Here is an 18215-nt window from a genome sequence, read left to right on the forward strand (position 1 = left end):
GACTGTCTATTCGTGGACACCTCCCCGTCGGCCGTGCAAGCCGCGCACGACCTGCGGGTCGGCGTCGGCCGGCTGCGCCGTCGGTTCCGTGAGGTGACCGACCGGCGGGAGCTGACGCCGTCGCAGGTCTCCGTGCTGTCCCGGCTGGGCAAGGACGGCCCGTCGTCGGCGAGCGCGATCGCGGCCGCCGAGCGGGTCCGTCCGCAGTCCGCGGCGTCGTGGCTGGGCGCGCTGGAGGAGCGGGGTCTCGTCGAGCGCCACCAGGACCCGACGGACGGGCGCAGGCAGGTCGTCTCGCTGTCCGACGGCGGGCGGGAGTTCCTGGAGGACACCCGCCGCAGCGGTGAACAGTGGCTGGCCCGCGCACTGCAGGAACGATTCACCGAGGAGGAGCGACGCACCGTCATCGAAGCGATGTCCCTGCTGGAACGTCTGATCGAGGTGTGACCCGGACGGGGTTCGACCGCGGGCTGATCCCGCCGCTGATCCTGGGATCGCTGCTCAACCCGGTGAACTCGTCGATGCTGGCGGTGGCGCTGGTCCCGATCGGGATCGCGTTCGGCGCGCCGCCCGCCGAGACCGCGTACCTGGTGTCCGCGCTCTACCTGGCGACGGCGATCGCGCAGCCCGTCCTGGGGCGTCTGGTCGACCTCTACGGCGCCCGGCGGCTCTATCTGGCCGGGACCGCGCTGGTCGGGGTCGCCGGGGTGCTGGCCGCGTTCGCGCCGTCGCTGGGCTGGCTGGTCGTGTCCCGGGTGCTGCTCGGGATCGGTACGTGCGCGGCCTACCCGTCGGCGATGCACCTGATCCGCCGCGAGGCCGACCGCAGCGGGCTCACCACGCCGGCCGGCGTGCTGACCATGCTGTCCGTCGCGACCCAGACGGTCGTCGTGATCGGTCCGACGCTGGGCGGCGTGCTGGTCGGCGTCGGCGGGTGGCGGGCGATCTTCACCGTGAACGTGCCGCTGGCGATCGCGTGCCTGGTCCTCGGCTGGATGCGGCTGCCGCGGGAGCGGACCGTCCCCACGGGTCCCGGCCGGACGGACCCGCCCGGGATGGTGCTCTTCGCGGCCACGCTGCTCGGCCTGATGCTGTTCCTGATGCGCCCGCAGCCCGCGCACTGGTACCTGGTGGCGCTGGCCGTCCTCGCCGCCGTCGGGCTGGTCGTGCGGGAGCGGCGGGCCGCCGAGCCGTTCGTCGACCTGCGGGTGCTGGCCGGCAACCGACCGCTGCTGGCCACCTACTCCCGACAGGTCCTGTCCTACGTCGTCTCCTACGCCCTGCTCTACGGCTACACGTTGTGGCTCCAGCAGACCCGCGGGCTGTCCCCGACGGTCGCCGGGCTGATGCTGCTGCCGATGTCCGCCGTCGCGATCGGCGTCTCCGCGGCGACCGGCCGGCGTCCGGAGCTGCGCGGGAAGCTGCTGGCCGGCTCCGTCGCGCTGGTCGCGGTGTGCGCGCTGCTGCTCACACTGGACGCGCGGTCGCCGATCTGGCTGATCGTCGTGATCGCCGCGCTGGCCGGCGTCCCGCAGGGCCTGAACAACCTGGCGAACCAGAACGCGCTCTACGCACAGGCCGACCCGGAACGGATGGGGTCGTCCGCCGGTCTGTTGCGCACCTGCATGTACCTCGGCGCGATCGTCTCCTCGGCGGTCACCGCCGCGGCGTTCCCCGTCTCGGCCGACACGCCGGGCCTGCACGTCCTCGCGCTCGTCATGGGCGGGTGCGCGGTGGCGCTGCTGGCACTCGTCGTCGTCGACCGTTCCCTTCCCGCCCGCGTCTCCCGGAGCACCGCATGAGCCTCACGACCCTCGATCCCCGCACCGCACTCGTCGTCGTCGACCTGCAGCAGGGGATCGTCGCCACGGACACCGCGCCGTACCCCACCGCCGAGGTGGTGGAACGCTCGGTGCGGCTGGCCGACGCGTTCCGCACCCACGACCTGCCGGTGGTGCTGGTGCGCGTCTCGTTCGCGCCCGACGGCTCGGATGCCCCGCCCGGACGGACCGCCCGCGGCGCCTCCGGCCGGACGTTCCCGGAGGGCTGGGACCAGGTACTGCCGGAGCTGGGCGAGGGCATCGTGGTCACCAAGCGCAACTGGGGCGCGTTCCACGGCACCGACCTCGACCTGCATCTTCGACGGCGTGGGGTCACCCAGGTGGTGATCACCGGCATCGCGACGCGGTTCGGAGTGGAGTCCACTGCCCGCTCCGCGCACGAGCACGGCTACCACGTCACGCTCGTCGAGGACGCGATGGGCGACCGCGACGCCGACGGGCACCGCGCCAGCGTCGAGGGCGTCTTCCCGGGCCTCGGCGAGATCGGCGGCACCGACGAGGTGCTGGAGCTGCTGGGACGCACCCGAGGGTGAGAACGCGCATGACTGTCGGGGGGCGCGGCTAATCTGCGGTCCGTGAGCACCCCGTCCGACGCCGACACGGCCCGTGAGCGGCACGCGGAGCTGTCCGCCGTGCTGGCCGACCACCAGTTCCGGTATTACGTGCTGGACGCGCCCATCGTGTCCGACGGGCAGTTCGACGAGCTGTGGCACGAGCTGCTCGCCCTCGAGGAGGAGTACCCGGAGCTCGTCACGCCGGACTCGCCGTCGCAGCGGGTCGGCGGGACGTTCTCCACCGACTTCACGGCGTACGACCATCTCGAGCGCATGCTCTCGCTGGACAACGCGTTCTCCGCGGAGGACCTGCGCACCTGGCAGCAGCGGGTGACCAGGGAGGTCGGGGAGAACCTGCACTACCTCTGCGAGCTCAAGATCGACGGTCTGGCCGTCAACCTGCTCTACGAGGACGGGAGGCTCACCCGCGCGCTCACCCGCGGGGACGGGCGCACCGGCGAGGACATCACGCTGAACATGCGCACGCTCGCCGAGGTGCCCGAACAGCTGACGGGCACCGACCAGTTCCCGGTCCCGAAGCTGGTCGAGGTGCGCGGGGAGGTCTACTTCCGGCTGGAGGACTTCGACCGGCTGAACGCGTCGCTGGTCGAGGCGGGCAAGGAGCCGTTCGCGAACCCGCGGAACACGGCCGCCGGATCGCTGCGCCAGAAGGACCCGCGCATCACCGGGTCGCGGAACCTGCGGCTGATCTGCCACGGGCTGGGCAAGCGGGACGGCTTCACCCCGGACACCCAGTCGCACGCGTACGACGCGCTGGTGGCGTGGGGTCTGCCCATCTCGCCGAGGACCCGCATCGTGCAGGGCATCGACGCGGTGATCGAGTTCTGCGAGTACTGGGGCGAGCACCGGCACGACGTCGAGCACGAGATCGACGGCGTGGTGGTCAAGGTGGACGAGGTCGCGCTGCAGCGGAGGCTGGGGGCGACGTCGCGGTTCCCGCGCTGGGCGATCGCGTTCAAGTACCCGCCGGAGCAGGCCACCACGAAGCTGCTGGACATCCAGGTCAACGTCGGGCGCACCGGGCGGGTCACCCCGTTCGCGATGATGGAGCCGGTCAAGGTCGCCGGGTCCACGGTGTCGCTGGCGACACTGCACAACGCGGACGAGGTGCGCCGCAAGGGCGTGCTGATCGGCGACCGGGTGGTCATCCGCAAGGCGGGCGACGTGATCCCCGAGGTGCTCGGTCCGGTGACCGACGTGCGGGACGGCTCCGAGCGCGAGTTCGAGATGCCGACGCACTGCCCGGAGTGCGGCACGGAGCTGGTGCAGCAGAAGGCGGGCGACGTCGACCGTCGGTGCCCGAACGCGCGGTCCTGTCCGGCGCAGCTGCGCGAACGCCTGTTCCACGTCGCCGGCCGGGGCGCGTTCGACATCGAGGGCCTTGGCTACGAGGCTGCCGTCGCGCTGCTGACCTCCGGTGTCGTCACCGACGAGGGTGACGTGTTCTCGCTGCACGAGGCGGACCTGCTGCAGACCGACCTGTTCCGCAACCAGAAGGGCGAGCTCACGGTCAACGGCCGCCGGCTGCTCGGGAACCTGGAGGAGGCGCGGGACCGGCCGTTGTGGCGGGTGCTCGTCGGGCTGTCCATCCGGCACGTCGGCCCGACGGCGGCGCAGGCCCTGGCCCGTGAGTTCGGCTCGATGCAGGCCATCGAGGACGCCGCGGACCAGGCGCTGGAGGCCACCGAGGCGGCCGGGATGGAGATCACCTCGGACGGGAGTGCCGGCGAGGAGGACGCGGGGGTCGAACCAGCCCCCGCCACCGGCGACGCCGCGGCCGGGTCCGCCGGAGCTGCCGAGAACGCCGCTTCGGGGGACGGGGCGGCTTCGGGGGACGGGGCCGCAGTCGGGGACACCGGGGCCGATGCCGTGGCCGACGGTGCCGTCGCCGAGGGCGTCGAGCCGGACCCGGAGGAGGCCGAGAAGCTCGCGGCCGAGGCCGAGAAGGAGACCGCGCGCCAGGAGCGGGCGGCGAACCGCGCCCGCGCGAAGGCGCTGGCCGACGCGCTGGCCCCGCTCGCCCGCGGTGAGGGTGTGGGCCCGACGATCGCCGCCGCCGTGCGGGACTGGTTCAGCGTCGACTGGCACCGCGAGGTCGTCGCGAAGTGGCGATCGGCCGGCGTGTCGATGGTCGACGAGGCCGACGAGTCGGTCCCGCGCACGCTGGAGGGGCTCTCGATCGTGGTGACCGGGTCGATGGACGCGTTCTCCCGGGACGAGGCGAAGGAGGCGATCCTGGCCCGTGGGGGCCGTGCCGCCGGCTCGGTGTCGAAGAAGACGGCGTTCGTGGTGGCCGGGGAGGCGCCCGGCTCGAAGTACGACAAGGCCGTCGAGCTCGGGGTGCCGGTCCTCGACGAGGACGGCTTCCGCACGCTCCTCGAGCAGGGGCCGGACGCCGCGCGGGAGGCCGCCGTCGCCCAGTGACGCGGGCCTGCCGGTCGCGGCGCCCGGTACGGCCGGGCACGTCGCCGTCGGCCGGTGCGGTACTCAGCTCGCCGAACGTGGCGCCGAATCGGGTGGCATCGCCGCCATCCCGCGGGCGACCGACGCCTCGGCCGCGGCGCGGTCGTCGCCGTAGCCGACGAACAGCCGGACCGACATGTCCTGCGCGTGCAGCATGACCTGTTCCATGGGCATCAGCCCCACCGTGGCCAGGCTGACGAGCCCGTGCCGCATCGTCCACAGCTGCACGGCCCACCCGGCCGTCCCGTCCGTCCCCGGGTCGGTGAACCGACCGGCTTCGACGCACCGGCGCACGGCCGCCACGAGCCTGCCGAAGGCTCCGTGCCCGACCACGCCCGCATCCGGTCCCCGCGGCGGGTCGAGGAACATCGCGCGGTACAGGTCCGGCTCGCCGAGCCCGAAGCGCAGGTAGGTGACGCCCGCCGCGACGAGGTCACGCACCGGGTCGTCGGTCCGTCCGACGGCATCGAGCGACGCGGCCAGCCTGGAGAACCCCTCCTGGCGGACCGCGTCGCGCACCTCGTCCATCCCGCCGAAGCGCGTGTACACGGCCGTCGTCGACGTCCCGGCCTCCGCGGCCAGCCGCCGCGTGGTCAAAGCGCCCGCCCCCTCCTCGGCCAGCACACGGGCGGCCGCGTGGAGAAGCCGGATCCGGGCGTCCGGATCGGCGGGACGGGGGCTCATCGACCGAACTCTAGGACGGCCGTTGCCCAAGTTGTGTAACGATGATATATAACAGCGATACAAAACGGTGGGGGGACGACCATGCAGTTCACGCTGGTCTGCCATCAGGATCGCGCGCGGGTCTCGCGGGCCGAGGTCGAGCAGGCGGTCCGGGTGTTCCGGGCGGTGGTCGCGTCGGTCGACGACCATGGCGTCGGCTTCGAGGCGGCCGCCAAGTGACCGGCCCGGACCGCGAGCGCGGCCGGCGGCGGCTGCCCGCGCCGCCGGGCGGGTGGTCCGGCGCGGCGACGTCCGCCGTCGGGCCGACCGTGTTCGCCCCGGCCGCCCAGCTGTTCGGCCTGCTCGGCGGCGTCGCGTGCGGTCTGCTCGCCGTCGCCGCCACGGCTGCCGTGCTCGCGGCCCGCGGCCGGTCGCTGCGCCCCGTCGTCGGCGGGCTGGTCGGCCTCGGCGTGTCCGGGACGCTCGTGTGGTGGACCGGGTCGACGACCGACGCGTTCCTCGTCGACGTCTGGTACCCGCTCGTGGCGAGCGTCGTCCTGTTCGTCAGCGTGGTCGTCGGACGCCCGCTGGTCGGCGTCGTGTGGGACGCCGCCAGGGACCGGACCGGCCGGTGGCGCACGGACCGCCCGGTCCGGTGCGTGTTCACGCTGGCGACGGTCGCGCTCGCGACGGTCGGCGGTGCCCGCTTCGCGGTACAGCACGAGCTCTACGAGAACGGTCTCGTCCTGTGGCTGACCGTGGCCAAGGTGGCGATGGGGCTGCCGCTGACCGTCGTGGCCCTGTGCACCGTCGGCTGGGCGGTGGCACGCGCCGAGCGCCGATGGCGATGATCGCGTCGCCACCGCGGCTCCGGAGACGCTGCGTGAGGTAACCGGCGTGTCACCGTCCGGCGCGCCGGGCGCTGCGGGCACCGAGTGTGACCAACGGCCCGTAACGGTGAACGGTGGCGACGCGCCCGCGTTCGTTAGTCTCGACGTGCCACGGCACGCTGCCGTGGCGTCGGGCGTGCGAGGAGCGAGCGGGTGCTGCAGGCGGTGCTGAACGGGTCGCGGCCGTCGGACGCGCATCCCGCGCTGCCCGTACTGGCCCGGCACCTGGCGCGCGACGCGCGCGCCGTCGCACGGCTCGGCGTCACGTCGGTGCACGTGCACCCGCGCGACCAGCACGGCCAGGAGACGATCGACCCCGTGTACGTGCGGGACGCCGTCGCGCTCATCCGGCAGGAGGCGCCGTCGATGGAGATCGGCGTGACCACCGGCCGGTGGATCGTGCCGGACCCGAACAAGCGGGTGGAGACGGTCCTGACCTGGGGTCGCCTCGGAGACGGCAAGCCGGACGTCTGCTCGGTCAACGTGCACGAGAAGGGCTGGACGGAGGTCTGCCGGGCCGCGCACTCGGTCGGCATCGACGTCGAGCTCGGCGTCTGGACCAGCGGTGACGCCGTCACACTCCGCCAGAACGGCGTGCCGCCCGGGACGCGCCGGGTGCTGGCCGAGTCCACCGTGACCGACCCGGAGACCGCGGTCGCCGAGGGCATCCGCATCCTGCGCGCGCTCGGCCAGCAGAACGTCCCGATCCTGCTGCACGGCGAGGAGGAGGGCGCCTGGCCCCTGCTCGAGTACGCGACCCGGGTCAAGATCGACGCCCGGATCGGCTTCGAGGACGTCCTGGTCCGCCCGGACGGGTGGCTGGCCACCGGCAACGACGACCTCGTCCGGACGGCGCTGTCCTACCGCCCCTGAGCCCGCGCCCCTCTCGCCGACCCCCCCGATTTCCGAACGAACGGCACCTTCGAGCAATGACATTGCTCGAACGGCACCTTCGTTCGGAGAGGGGAGGGTGACGCACCGACCTTGGAGCGGGACGAGACGTCGGCGCGGCGGGACGCGCAGCGCGGGGCGAGACGTCGGGCGTGGCGGGCGCGCCGGGCGAGACGCGGCGGCGGCCTCAGGCGTTCAGGACCGTCGCGACGATGCCGGCCAGGTGGGCCAGGCGCGCCAGCTCGGACGGGCGGAAGATCGGCCCGCCGGGGCGGCCGACGACCAGCGTCTTCGGCGGTGTGCCGGTGCCGAACGGTGCGGCCGCCAGCTCCGTGTCCAACGCGCGCCACGGCTCCGGCACCCAGTGCCGCTCGTCCAGCGCGACGGCCGAGTCGAGCGGCAGCCACGGCAGGTCCCCGGCACGCGTCTCCGGAGCGGCGGCGCTCTCGGCGATCCGGTAGGAGCGGCCGTGCTCGCTGACCGCGACGAGCGCCCATCCCGCTCGGAACAGTCGCGGCACCTCGTCGGCGAGCAGCGCCAGGCCCTTCGCCGGGTTCCCGGAGATCTCGTCGACCAGCTCCAGCTCGCGATGCGTGTCCAGGTGCCCGGTGTACGGGCGGACGGACTCCACGGCCACACCGGGTACCGACTCGGCCGCCGTGATCAGCACGTCCGGCGGCCGTCCGGCCGGGAGCTCGACGGCGAGGTCGTCGACCGCCTGCCCGTCGCCGCGTTCGACGACGTCGACACTGAGGATGTCCGCGCCGGCGCCGCCCAGCGCCGACGCCACAGCGCCGAGGTTGCCGGGCTTGTCCGGGAGGATGACCCGGAGCAGGAACGACACGTGGGTCCTCTCGGTCTTCGTGTGGTCGCCGGCACGCGGCCGGGGCGGGGGCCGCGGCCCGGCGACGCCCGGGGGGAGATCCTGCCAGCCGGCATCGCCGCCGACATCTCCGGTGACCGGACGGTACCGGGTGTTCCGGTGCCGCCGACCAGGCCCGCACCGCCCGACGGCCCGTCGCCGGTCGGTCCTAGACTGGTCCTCTCACACCGGCGTGGTGCGCCGGTTCTCGCCCGGACCGCCGCCGCACCGCAGCCGGGTCCGCTGACACCCGGGCGCGTCGCGTCCGAAGGGAAACCACCCGAGGAGGGGCATGAGTGCCGATTCCCCCGCCGGTTCCGGTGGGGTCATCTCCCGGGACGAGGTCGCGCACCTCGCCCGTCTGTCGCGCCTGGCCGTCACCGACGACGAGCTCGACGTGTTCGCAGGCCAGCTCGACGTCATCCTGAGCTCGGTCGCGCGCGTGGGCGAGGTGGCCGCCGACGACATCCCACCGATGTCGCACGCCGTGCCGCTGCAGAACGTGTTCCGCCCGGACGAGCGCCGCCCGAGCCTCGACCAGGAGCAGGCGCTCTCCGGCGCGCCCGCCGCCGAGGAGGGCCGCTTCCGCGTGCCGAGGATCCTGGGGGAGGAGCAGTGAGCGACCTCGTCCGGATGACGGCCGCCGAGCTGGCCGGGAAGATCCACGCCAAGGAGGTCTCCGCGACCGAGGTCGCGCGGGCCCACCTGGACCGGATCGCCGCCGTCGACCCCAGGATCCACGCCTTCCTGCACGTCGACGAGCACGCCGCCCTCGCCAGCGCAGGGCTCGTCGACGAGCGGATCGCCGCGGGCGAGACGCCCGGGTCGCCGCTGGCCGGCGTGCCGCTGGCGCTCAAGGACGTGTTCACCACGGCGGACATGCCCACGACGTGCGGCTCGAAGATCCTCGAGGGCTGGCGCCCGCCGTACGACGCGACCGTCACCGCCCGGCTGCGCGCCGCCGGGATCACGATCCTCGGCAAGACCAACATGGACGAGTTCGCCATGGGCAGCTCGACCGAGCACTCGGCCTACGGACCGACGCACAACCCGTGGGACCTCGACCGCGTCCCCGGCGGCTCGGGTGGAGGCTCCGCCGCGTCGCTGGCCGCGTTCGAGGCGCCGCTGGCGATCGGCACCGACACCGGCGGCTCGATCCGCCAGCCGGCCGCGTTCACCGGCACCGTCGGCGTCAAGCCGACCTACGGCGGGGTGTCGCGGTACGGGCTGGTCGCGTGCGCGTCGTCGCTGGACCAGGCCGGTCCGTGCGCGCGCACCGTGCTGGACGCCGCGCTGCTGCACGAGGTGATCGCCGGGCACGACCCGATGGACTCGACGTCGATCGACGAGCCGGTGCCGGACGTCGTCGCGGCCGCCCGCCGCGGTGCGGCCGAGGACCTGACCGGGCTGAAGGTCGGCGTCGTGCGCGAGCTCGGCGGCGAGGGATACGCCCCGGGCGTCCGGACCGCCTACGACGCGGCGCTGCGCCGGCTGGAGAAGCTGGGCGCCGAGCTCGTCGAGGTCAGCTGCCCGCACTTCGAGTACGGCATGGCCGCGTACTACCTGATCCTGCCGAGCGAGGTCTCGTCGAACCTCGCCCGGTTCGACGCGATGCGCTACGGCCTGCGCGCGGACTCCGGCGCGAGCGCCGAGGAGGTCATGGCGAACACCCGCGAGGCCGGCTTCGGCCCCGAGGTCAAGCGCCGGATCATCCTCGGGACGTACGCGCTGTCGTCGGGCTACTACGACGCCTACTACGGCCAGGCACAGAAGGTCCGCACGCTGATCGGGCGGGACTTCGCGAACGCGTTCGCCCAGGCCGACGTGCTGGTCTCCCCGGCAACGCCGACGCTGCCGTTCCCGATCGGGGACAAGGTCGACGACCCGCTGGCGATGTACCTGAACGACCTGGCCACGATCCCGACGAACCTGGCCGGCACGGCGGGCATGTCGGTCCCGGCCGGGCTGTCCGAGGGCCTCCCGGTCGGCCTGCAGATCATGGCGCCCGCGCTCGGCGAGGCCGTGATGTACCGCGTCGGTGCGGCGTTCGAGGCCGCCCGCGACGCCGACGAGGGTGGCCCACTGATCGCGCGTGTCCCGGAGGTGGCCTCGTGAGTGCTCCGACCCTCGTCGACGTCGACGACGTCGTCGCCCGCTACGACCCGGTGCTCGGGCTCGAGGTGCACGTCGAGCTGTCCACGAACACGAAGATGTTCTGCGGCTGCGCGACGGAGTTCGGCGCCGAGCCGAACACCCAGGTCTGCCCGACCTGCCTCGGCCTGCCCGGATCGCTGCCGGTCGTGAACCGGACGGCCGTCGAGTCCGCGATGCGGATCGGGCTGGCGCTGAACTGCTCGATCGCGCCGTGGGGCCGGTTCGCCCGGAAGAACTACTTCTATCCGGACATGCCGAAGAACTTCCAGACCAGCCAGTACGACGAGCCGATCGCCGTCGACGGCTGGATCGACGTCGAGCTCGAGGACGGGACCACGGTCCGGGTCGGCATCGAGCGCGCGCACATGGAGGAGGACACCGGCAAGTCGCTGCACGTCGGTGGCGCGACCGGGCGGATCCACGGCGCCGACTACTCGCTGCTCGACTACAACCGGGCGGGCGTGCCGCTGATCGAGATCGTCACGAAGATGATCCCGGACACCGGCGGTCGCGCGCCCGAGGTGGCCCGCGCGTACGTCACGCAGCTGCGGGACCTGATCAAGTCGCTCGACGTGTCCGACGTCCGGATGGACCAGGGCTCGATGCGCTGCGACGTGAACCTCTCGCTGACCCCCAAGGGCGGCGAGCTGGGTACGCGCACCGAGACGAAGAACGTCAACTCGCTGCGGTCGGTCGAGCGGGCCGTCCGGCACGAGATGAGCCGGCAGGCGGGCGTGCTCGACGCGGGCGGCGAGATCGTCCAGGAGACGCGGCACTTCGAGGAGCAGTCCGGCACCACGCGCGCCGGGCGGCGCAAGGAGACCTCGGAGGACTACCGGTACTTCCCGGAGCCCGACCTGGTGCCGATCGCGCCGTCCGCGGAGTGGGTCTCGGAGTTGCGCGCGACGCTGCCGGAGCAGCCATGGGTACGGCGGAAGCGGCTGCAGACCGAGTGGGGCGTCTCCGACGAGGAGATCCGCGACCTGGTCAACGCCGGCGCGCTGGACCTGGTCGAGGCGACGGTCGCGGCCGGTGCCCCGTCGCAGGAGGCCCGCTCGTGGTGGGTCGCCTACCTGGCGCAGCAGGCGAACACCCGCGAGGTGGAGCTGGCCGACCTCCCGATCGCCCCCGCGGACGTCGCCCGGGTGATCGAGCTGGTCGCGTCCGGCGAGCTGACGAACAAGCTGGCGCGCCAGGTCGTCGACGGCGTGCTCGACGGCGAGGGCACGCCGGACGAGGTCGTCGCCGCGCGCGGGCTGAAGGTCGTCTCCGACGAGGGCGAGCTCGTCGCCGCCGTCGACGCGGCACTGGCCGAGCAGCCGGACGTCGTGGAGAAGATCCGCGGCGGCAAGGTGCAGGCGGCCGGGGCGATCGTCGGTGCGGTGATGAAGGCGACCGGCGGCCAGGCCGACGCGAAGCGCGTGCGCGAGCTGATCCTGGAGCGTTGCGCGGCTGAATGATTCCGTCGTTTCGACGACGAGTGGCCGGTCGCGGTGGCCGTAGGTTCCGCACCCGTGCGGATCCTGGTGACCACCGCGCCCGGCGCGCGCGTCGGGCACGTGATCCTCCCGCAGGGCGCCGACCGGTTCCTCAAGGCCGACTCGCTCGCCGCCCGTGGCTGCGCCGTCCGTGGTCCGGCCGACCCGGAGGGCGTCCGGGCGGCCGTGCGTGACGTCGTCGCAGGGAGGCCCCACGACGACGTGACCGCGCTCGCGGGGGAGATCTTCGCCATACCGCCACCCTCGGCCGTCGCGGCCGAGCTGATCACTCGGCTCGCTCGACGCCCAGGTCAGGGGCGTTCCTCAGGCCCGTCACAGCCGCCGCACAGGTTCGGGGGGCACTGTCGGATATGCGGTCGGTGGGTGCTTCTCGAGCCCCCGCGAAGGATCACTCACCGGCCGCCCCCGCCGATGGGTGCCGTCGGCTCCGGACGGAGGTGGCCTGGAGATGACCGTGATCGACGACGCCGGGACGTCGGGTCGCCACGGGGCGGCACCGTTCCGAGGATCCGTGCTCGGGAATCCGCCGGACGCCGGCGCCGATCCGGACGGTGGAGCCACTCCGACGGGTGCGCCGTCCGCCCACGCCGTTCCAGCCCGTGTGCCGGCCACCGACGCTGCTCGGCCGTGTGCGCCGTCGGCCGACGCGGTGCCGGCTCGCGTGCCGGCTGCCGACGCGGGGACGCGCGTGCCGGGCACCGACGCCTCCCGGACGCGTGTGCCCGCCGTGGACCACTTCCCAGCGGGTGTGCCGGACGGCGGGGTCCCGACGGCCCTGCACCGGGTCGGGACGCCCGGCAACCCGGCCGCCGCCGTCGCCAGCGTGCGGGGCCTGCGGACGGTCGGCGCCGACGCCGCGATGATCGCCGGGCACGGCAGCGGGCTCGCCGCCGCCGTCGCCGACGGGATCGGGGACTCCGCGGCGGCCGCCCGCGCCGCCCGCCGCGCCGCGGACGCCGCCGTCCGGTCCGCGCCGGGTGCGGGTACCCGCGCCGCGCTGCTGGCCGCGCGGGACGCCGTCGACGTCGAACCGAGCGGCGACACCGTGCTGGTCGTCGCCGCGGGCCTGCCCGGCGGCGGGTGGACGGTCTCCTGGGTCGGCGACTGCCGCGCCCTGCTCTGGGACGGCACGGAGCTGCGATCGATCACCCGCGACCACACGATGGCCGAGGAGCTGCGCGCGCTGGGCGTCGCGGCGGGCGGGTCGTGGGAGAACGTCGTCACGACGACCGTCCGTACCGCCGACCCGTCCACCGCCGGTCACGTCTGGGGCCCGCCCGGCGCCGGCACGCTCCTCCTGCTCACCGACGGGGTGCACCGCGTCCTGCCCGCGGAGCGGATCGCGGCCGTCCTGTCCGCCGCCGAGGAGGGCGGGTTCGAGGCGGGCGTGACGGCCCGTGCCCTGGTGGCCGACGCGCTCGACGCGGGTGGACGGGACAACGCCACCGCCGCGATCGTCACGCTGCCCGACGCCTGGACCGGCCGGACGGGCACGGCGACGGTCCGCATCCCGACCCAGCGCACGTCCTGACGCGAACCCGTCCGCGTCGGGCTGCCCGCACGGTCCGGACTTCGCAGGGATTCCCGGAACTCGGCCACCCGGTCGACATCGCAGCCATGGCGGTGGTGCGACGCGGTGCGCAGCCACTGGTGCGATCTCGACCGGCTCGAGGCCGGTCCGCGCCCCGGGTCGTGCGCTCGCCGGCCTCGCAGGCCGGGGAGCAGGGCGGGGCTGGGTCGGGTGGAGCAGGGCGGGGCTGGGTCGGGTGGAGCAGGGCGGGGCCGGATCAGGCCGCGGAGCCCCCACCGCCGGCGGGCGGTTGGATGCGGATGACGCGGTCGTCGGTCGCGCCGGGGCGGCCGCCGTCGCGGTTCGCCGTCCCCAGCCAGAGCAGCCCGTCCGGGGCGGTGGCGGCCGACGACAGCGCGCCGTAGGTGCCGGTCAGGACCGGCTGCGGATCGCCGGTGAACGTGCCGTTGTCGCCGGGGCGCAGGACGAACAGCGCTCCGGCCCGTCGTTCGGTGACGGCCAGGGTGCCCGGCAGCACGGCGCAGCCCGCGACGCCGGGCGCGTCCGGCCACGTCCACGCGGGCGGACCGAGCGTTCCCGGAGTGACGCGGTGCAGGACGTCGCGCGAACCGGCCCGGTCGGTCACCCACACCGTGCGGTCCATCGGGTCGACACACACCCCGCCCGGCGCCGAGACCCCGCGGGACAGCACGGGAGACGCCGGGTCCGGGTTGCCGGGGGCCGGCCTGCCGAGGGTGTCGATCCGCAGCACGGCACCGGCCAGCGGACCCTCGCCCGCACCTGTCGCGACCAGCAGCGACCCGTCGACGTCGACGGCCATCCGGGCGGCCTTCGGCAACCCGGTCAGCACCGGCTTCGGCGGCTCCCCCGGCGCGAGCCGCAGCACCTGGCCGTCGGTCGGTGTCCCGGCCAGCGCGTAGACCAGCCGGTCCTCCGCGTAGCCGGGGGAGAGCACGAGCCCGGTGAGGCCGGTCGCCGGATCCACCGGGACGCGGGTGACCTCACGCGGCGGCGTCCCCTTCTTCACCTGCAGCACGCGACCGGTCGTGCGTTCGCCGACCAGCGCCTCGTCGCCCGTGGGCAGCACGGCGATCGCGCCGACCGGCGCCAGGCACGTCGCGACGACCTGGGGGTCCGGGTCCACGCACGGCTGCGGTGACGAGCTGCCGCCGGACGACGACGGCGGCGGCTGCTGACCGCTCGGCGGCGGGGCGGGCTCGCCGGACGGGGACAGAGCGGGCGGCCCGCCGAGCTCGCCCTGGCCCTCGGCCTTGGGCCGCCAGTCGCGGGGGCCCTCGTCCGGGAACGTCGCGCAGCCGCCGACGACGGCGAGTGCCGCGACGACGGCCGCCGCCACCGCCGCGCGCCGCATCATGCGTCCCAGGCTAGGCGGGCGCGGGTGATCTGCCGGTGAGTACCGTGCGGCCCATGAGCTCGGACCCGATCGTCGTCCTCGTCCCGAACGAAGAAGGGCAGGAGATCGTCGACGCGGTGGACGGACTGCGTGCCGTCGTCTACGACCCGCAGGCCGCGCTGCCGGACGACGCCCGCACCGCGCGGGTGCTGATCGCCCCGTTCCTGTCCACATCGGATACGACGAAGATCGTCGACGGTCTGCCGGACCTGGAGCTGGTGCAGCTGCTGACCGCGGGCGCCGAGGCGTGGATCGGGCGGCTCCCGGACGGCGTCGCGCTGTCCGACGGCCGTGGCGCGCACGGCGGTGCGACGGCCGAGTGGGTCGTGTCGGTGCTGCTGGCCGTCTACCGGCACCTGCCCGGCTTCGTCCGGAGTCAAGATGAGGGCCAGTGGACCTACCACCGCACCGAGGAGCTGGCCGGCAAGCGGATCCTGATCGTCGGAGCCGGGGACGTCGCGGAGAACACGCTGGCCCGACTCGACGGGTTCGGGGTGACGACGACGCTCGTCGGCCGGCGCGCGCGGGACGGCGTGCACGGCTGGGACGAGTTGCCGTCGCTGCTGCCAGAGCACGACGCCGTCGTGCTGATCGTCCCGCTGACCGACGAGACGCGCGGGATGGTGGACGCGGAGTTCCTGGCCGCGATGCCGGACGGCGCGCTGCTCGTCAACGGCGCCCGCGGACCCGTCGCGGACACCGACGCACTGGTGGCCGAACTGACGAGCGGGCGGCTGCGCGCCGCGGTCGACGTGACCGACCCCGAGCCGCTGCCCGAGGGCCATCCACTGTGGTCCGCGCCGAACCTTCTGCTCACGCCGCACGTCGGCGGCAGCGTGCCGCTGGCCATGGACCGCGCGTACACCGTCGCCGCCGAGCAGCTGGCGTATCTCGTGCGCGGCGAGGAACCACCGAACGTCGTGCACGGCGCGTACTGACCCGGATCGACGCCGTCCCGGTAGCCTCGCGCGCATGAGCGGCCCGACCCAGCAGTACGACTGGGGATCCGTCGGCGGCACGGACACGCCGAAGACGCGTCCGGAACGGCTCCCGGTGCCGGCGCACATCTCGTCGGACATCGGGTTGCTGCTGTTGCGGCTCGTGGTCGGCGGCGTGTTCGCCGCGCACGGAGCGCAGAAGGTGTTCGGCGTGCTCGGCGGCCTCGGACCGGCCGGCACCGACGGGGCGTTGGCCGCGGCCGGGTTCGCCACGTTCGCCTCGCCGCTGGCGTGGGTGCTCGGCGTCGTCGAGCTCGTGTTCGGAGCGCTCGTCGTGCTCGGGTTGTTCACGCCGTTCGCCGCGTCCGGGCTGCTGTCGGTGAAGATCGTCGCGGCGACCGTCTACTGGGGAACGGTGCCGCTGTTCGCCGCGGACGGTCCGAACGCGATCGAGCTGCACCTGCTCCTCGGCGGCGGCGCTGCGGCTCTCGTGTTCACCAGTGCGGGCCGGATCGCGCTGGACGCGGGCCGGACCTGGCAGCGCCGACCACTGCCGTTCGCCTGGCTGTCGGTGATCCTCGCCGTCGGCGTCGCGCTGCTCGTGCTGTTCGTGCTGCGCCGCTAGCTCGTGCCGCAGGAGGCGTGGGTCTCCGCGCTCGCCCGCCGGGAACGGCGGACACCGCGGATCGTCGGGCGCGAGCCGCTGGCGGGCGGGTACGTCTCCGGCTCCGTGGAACGCGTCGACCTCGACGACGGCCGGTCCGTCGTCGTCAAGGAGGCCTCGGCGACCGAGGTGGCGGCGATGCGGGCGATCGCCGTCGTCGACGGCGTCGACCGGCCCCGGATGCTCGCCGTCTCCGGCCGGACGATCGTGCTCGCGCACCACGACGGGCCGGTCGCGCCCGCCGACGCCCCGGTCCCGGACGAGGTCTGGCGGACGCTGGCGCTCGTGCACGCGCACTGGCGGCGGAACCGGCCGCGCGGAATCCCCGTCGTCGACGTGCCGTGGTGGCGTTCCCTCTGCGAGCACGTCCTGGTCGCGCTGCGTGCCGCCGCCGGGCGTGACCCGGGCCTCGCCGGTGCGGTCACGGCCGTCGAGCGCTGGGCGGAGGATCCACGGATCGCCCGTGCGTTGTCCGCCCTGCCCCGCACGGTGTGCCACGGCGACGCGCACCGCGGCAACGTGCTGCTCGCGTCCGACGGGCCGGTGCTGATCGACTGGGGGAACGCGCGCGTCGCGCCCGGTGGGCTGGACACGACGGTGCTGACCGCGCCGGACCCGTCGGGACCGGCGGACCTCCCGCCGGACCCGGTGCCGGCGGCCTACACCGGGACGCTCGCCGACCGGCTCGGCAACCCCGACCCGCCGGAGCTCGCCGAGGTCGAGCGTGAGTGGGCGCTGGTCCAGGCGCACGTGCAGTACCTGGGCTTCGCCGCCGACCACCAGAGCTCGGAGCGCGTGAAAGGCATGGTCGACGTCGCGGCGCGCGCCCTGGACCGCCTGGGCCCGGCCCTGGACGCCCTCCGCTGACGCCACCGCCCCACCCGGGAGCCGCGGCGGGGGGAGGGCGGTCAGGGGTCCAGTTCGGACAGACGGCGGTGCAGGAACTCGACGGCGGGGGGCTGGAAGCGCTCCCTCGCCTCGCCCATGGCGCGCAGGAGGCGGGCGAACGGCCAGTCCGGTGGCCGGAGTTCCGGCGGGAGACGCGGGTCGCGCAGGAGGTCGATGAACAGCGCGTTGAACAGGTCGGCGAGGCGGCGCAGGGTCGAGCCGTCCGCAGCCGGGGTCCCGGGCTCGCGCAGCGCCGCCTCCAGGCGTTCGGCGTGGCCGGTGAGCGTGCGCGCGACGTCGTCGAGATCCCAGGCCGGGACGGCGACGCGGGCCGCCTCCTCGACGTCCATCCCGATCGTCGCGGGCGTGACCCTGGCGTCGTCCGGGCACCCGGACAGCACGCCGGCCAGCTCGCCGGACCGGTCCGGGACGCTGATCAGAACGCCGGGTTGCAGCACGCCGTAGCCGACGTACGTCGCGATCCTGCGCAGCCGGTCGCGGTAGGCGCGCCGCGACTCCGGGACCGCGAACAGCAGCGCGTGGTAGTGCCCCTCCCATGCCGGGGGCGGCGTGCCGAGGTCGGTCCCGAGCCGCCGCGCCCGGTCGCCGAACGTCCCACTCATCCGGTAGCGCGTGGTGCGCCCGTCGCGCGTCCCGGACAGCTGGTCGTCCTCGCGCATCCGGGCCAGATGACGGCGCGCCGCCGCCTCGCCGATGCCGAACTCGCCCAGCAACGCGACCAGCACCGGGCCCGGGAGATGCGTCTTTCCGGACATCTGGAACAAGGTGGCCACAAGTCCGGTGGTCGGGTTGCGCCGCGCACGCGAGGCAGGAGACCCTTCCATCGCATTTGCGGTCACGACCGTGAGTCCTTTCGTCACATGTGGGGGCGGCACCATGGTAGAGGCGTCGGAGCGATCGTCCAGGCCCGCGGCGAGCGGC

Annotated in this window: 18 protein-coding genes; 14 read left to right on the plus strand and 4 right to left on the minus strand. The window is 74.3% G+C overall.

The features are described 5' to 3' along the window. The first annotated feature begins 12 nt into the window (after nucleotides 1-12). The 4 genes from EV378_RS23825 to ligA are packed head-to-tail and all read left to right on the plus strand — an operon-like array spanning nucleotide 13 to nucleotide 4840. Nucleotides 13-447, plus strand: a complete 435-nt coding sequence (locus tag EV378_RS23825; RefSeq protein WP_132429659.1) for a MarR family winged helix-turn-helix transcriptional regulator — start codon at nucleotides 13-15, stop codon at nucleotides 445-447. Next, complete coding sequence (locus EV378_RS23830; RefSeq protein WP_243653739.1) at nucleotides 444-1802, plus strand: MFS transporter; 1359 nt, start codon at nucleotides 444-446, stop codon at nucleotides 1800-1802. The genes EV378_RS23825 and EV378_RS23830 overlap by 4 nt, the downstream gene beginning before the upstream one ends. After that, the gene (locus EV378_RS23835; protein ID WP_132429660.1) at nucleotides 1799-2374 is read left to right on the plus strand and encodes an isochorismatase family protein; all 576 of its coding nucleotides are present in this window, start codon (nucleotides 1799-1801) and stop codon (nucleotides 2372-2374) included. The genes EV378_RS23830 and EV378_RS23835 overlap by 4 nt, the downstream gene beginning before the upstream one ends. 42 nt (nucleotides 2375-2416) lie before the next feature. Continuing rightward, nucleotides 2417-4840 (plus strand): NAD-dependent DNA ligase LigA, encoded by a 2424-nt coding sequence (gene ligA, locus EV378_RS23840; RefSeq protein WP_132429661.1) that lies wholly within the window; start codon nucleotides 2417-2419, stop codon nucleotides 4838-4840. A 63-nt stretch (nucleotides 4841-4903) separates the two neighbouring features. On the opposite strand, the gene EV378_RS23845 is transcribed toward ligA, so the two are convergent. Beyond that, the gene (locus EV378_RS23845; protein WP_165922449.1) at nucleotides 4904-5563 is read right to left on the minus strand and encodes a TetR/AcrR family transcriptional regulator; all 660 of its coding nucleotides are present in this window, start codon (nucleotides 5561-5563) and stop codon (nucleotides 4904-4906) included. A gap of 81 nt (nucleotides 5564-5644) precedes the next feature. On the opposite strand from EV378_RS23845, the gene EV378_RS35495 reads away from it, so the two are divergent. The 3 genes from EV378_RS35495 to EV378_RS23855 all read left to right on the plus strand — a co-directional run bounded on the left by EV378_RS35495 (nucleotide 5645) and on the right by EV378_RS23855 (nucleotide 7305). Next, nucleotides 5645-5782: a hypothetical protein gene (locus tag EV378_RS35495; protein WP_165922450.1), complete on the plus strand. Its 138-nt coding sequence runs from the start codon at nucleotides 5645-5647 to the stop codon at nucleotides 5780-5782. Beyond that, nucleotides 5779-6393 (plus strand): DUF3159 domain-containing protein, encoded by a 615-nt coding sequence (locus EV378_RS23850; RefSeq protein ID WP_165922451.1) that lies wholly within the window; start codon nucleotides 5779-5781, stop codon nucleotides 6391-6393. The genes EV378_RS35495 and EV378_RS23850 overlap by 4 nt, the downstream gene beginning before the upstream one ends. Before the next feature lie 192 nt (nucleotides 6394-6585). Beyond that, complete coding sequence (locus EV378_RS23855) at nucleotides 6586-7305, plus strand: 3-keto-5-aminohexanoate cleavage protein (protein WP_132429664.1); 720 nt, start codon at nucleotides 6586-6588, stop codon at nucleotides 7303-7305. 205 nt (nucleotides 7306-7510) lie between these two features. Here the strand turns inward: EV378_RS23855 and EV378_RS23860 are convergent, their stop codons facing one another. Then, the gene (locus tag EV378_RS23860) at nucleotides 7511-8167 is read right to left on the minus strand and encodes an ACT domain-containing protein (RefSeq protein WP_132429665.1); all 657 of its coding nucleotides are present in this window, start codon (nucleotides 8165-8167) and stop codon (nucleotides 7511-7513) included. Between the two features lie 310 nt (nucleotides 8168-8477). Between EV378_RS23860 and gatC the strand changes: the two genes are divergently transcribed. The 4 genes from gatC to EV378_RS23880 all read left to right on the plus strand — a co-directional run bounded on the left by gatC (nucleotide 8478) and on the right by EV378_RS23880 (nucleotide 13369). After that, nucleotides 8478-8804, plus strand: coding sequence for an Asp-tRNA(Asn)/Glu-tRNA(Gln) amidotransferase subunit GatC (gatC, locus tag EV378_RS23865; protein WP_132429666.1), 327 nt, complete (start codon nucleotides 8478-8480; stop codon nucleotides 8802-8804). Then, nucleotides 8801-10300: an Asp-tRNA(Asn)/Glu-tRNA(Gln) amidotransferase subunit GatA gene (gene gatA, locus EV378_RS23870; RefSeq protein WP_132429667.1), complete on the plus strand. Its 1500-nt coding sequence runs from the start codon at nucleotides 8801-8803 to the stop codon at nucleotides 10298-10300. Before gatC ends, gatA begins: the two co-directional genes overlap by 4 nt. Then, on the plus strand, nucleotides 10297-11799 hold the full coding sequence (gatB, locus tag EV378_RS23875; RefSeq protein WP_132429668.1) for an Asp-tRNA(Asn)/Glu-tRNA(Gln) amidotransferase subunit GatB: 1503 nt from the start codon (nucleotides 10297-10299) through the stop codon (nucleotides 11797-11799). Before gatA ends, gatB begins: the two co-directional genes overlap by 4 nt. 700 nt (nucleotides 11800-12499) lie before the next feature. Further along, nucleotides 12500-13369 carry a PP2C family protein-serine/threonine phosphatase gene (locus EV378_RS23880; RefSeq protein ID WP_132429669.1) on the plus strand — a complete coding sequence of 290 codons (870 nt, stop codon included), beginning with the start codon at nucleotides 12500-12502 and terminating at the stop codon, nucleotides 13367-13369. 256 nt (nucleotides 13370-13625) lie between these two features. Here the strand turns inward: EV378_RS23880 and EV378_RS23885 are convergent, their stop codons facing one another. Next, complete coding sequence (locus tag EV378_RS23885; protein ID WP_243653740.1) at nucleotides 13626-14744, minus strand: PQQ-dependent sugar dehydrogenase; 1119 nt, start codon at nucleotides 14742-14744, stop codon at nucleotides 13626-13628. A 53-nt stretch (nucleotides 14745-14797) separates the two neighbouring features. On the opposite strand from EV378_RS23885, the gene EV378_RS23890 reads away from it, so the two are divergent. From EV378_RS23890 to EV378_RS23900, 3 genes are read left to right on the plus strand one after another with little or no spacing between them, the layout of a single operon-like run. Next, nucleotides 14798-15721: a 2-hydroxyacid dehydrogenase gene (locus EV378_RS23890; RefSeq protein WP_132429670.1), complete on the plus strand. Its 924-nt coding sequence runs from the start codon at nucleotides 14798-14800 to the stop codon at nucleotides 15719-15721. Between the two features lie 34 nt (nucleotides 15722-15755). Continuing rightward, a complete protein-coding gene (locus EV378_RS23895; protein ID WP_132429671.1) occupies nucleotides 15756-16346 on the plus strand; it encodes a DoxX family protein in 591 nt (196 codons plus the stop codon). A 3-nt stretch (nucleotides 16347-16349) separates the two neighbouring features. After that, complete coding sequence (locus tag EV378_RS23900) at nucleotides 16350-17252, plus strand: phosphotransferase (protein WP_132429672.1); 903 nt, start codon at nucleotides 16350-16352, stop codon at nucleotides 17250-17252. A 41-nt stretch (nucleotides 17253-17293) separates the two neighbouring features. On the opposite strand, the gene EV378_RS23905 is transcribed toward EV378_RS23900, so the two are convergent. Further along, a complete protein-coding gene (locus tag EV378_RS23905; RefSeq protein ID WP_132429673.1) occupies nucleotides 17294-18172 on the minus strand; it encodes a PaaX family transcriptional regulator C-terminal domain-containing protein in 879 nt (292 codons plus the stop codon). Between the last annotated feature and the right edge of the window lie 43 nt (nucleotides 18173-18215).

This window comes from Pseudonocardia endophytica (assembly GCF_004339565.1).
GTDB classification, from domain to species: domain Bacteria; phylum Actinomycetota; class Actinomycetes; order Mycobacteriales; family Pseudonocardiaceae; genus Pseudonocardia; species Pseudonocardia endophytica.

What these genes read in the sequence shown, in the direction of transcription:
- EV378_RS23835 (WP_132429660.1), top strand. Translation starts at nt 1,799, where the DNA reads ATGAGCCTCACGACCCTCGATCCCCGCACCGCACTCGTCGTCGTCGAC.
- EV378_RS23845 (WP_165922449.1), bottom strand. Translation starts at nt 5,563, where the DNA reads ATGAGCCCCCGTCCCGCCGATCCGGACGCCCGGATCCGGCTTCTCCAC.
- EV378_RS35495 (WP_165922450.1), top strand. Translation starts at nt 5,645, where the DNA reads ATGCAGTTCACGCTGGTCTGCCATCAGGATCGCGCGCGGGTCTCGCGG.
- gatC (WP_132429666.1), top strand. Translation starts at nt 8,478, where the DNA reads ATGAGTGCCGATTCCCCCGCCGGTTCCGGTGGGGTCATCTCCCGGGAC.
- EV378_RS23885 (WP_243653740.1), bottom strand. Translation starts at nt 14,744, where the DNA reads ATGATGCGGCGCGCGGCGGTGGCGGCGGCCGTCGTCGCGGCACTCGCC.
- EV378_RS23890 (WP_132429670.1), top strand. Translation starts at nt 14,798, where the DNA reads ATGAGCTCGGACCCGATCGTCGTCCTCGTCCCGAACGAAGAAGGGCAG.
- EV378_RS23895 (WP_132429671.1), top strand. Translation starts at nt 15,756, where the DNA reads ATGAGCGGCCCGACCCAGCAGTACGACTGGGGATCCGTCGGCGGCACG.
- EV378_RS23905 (WP_132429673.1), bottom strand. Translation starts at nt 18,172, where the DNA reads ATGGTGCCGCCCCCACATGTGACGAAAGGACTCACGGTCGTGACCGCA.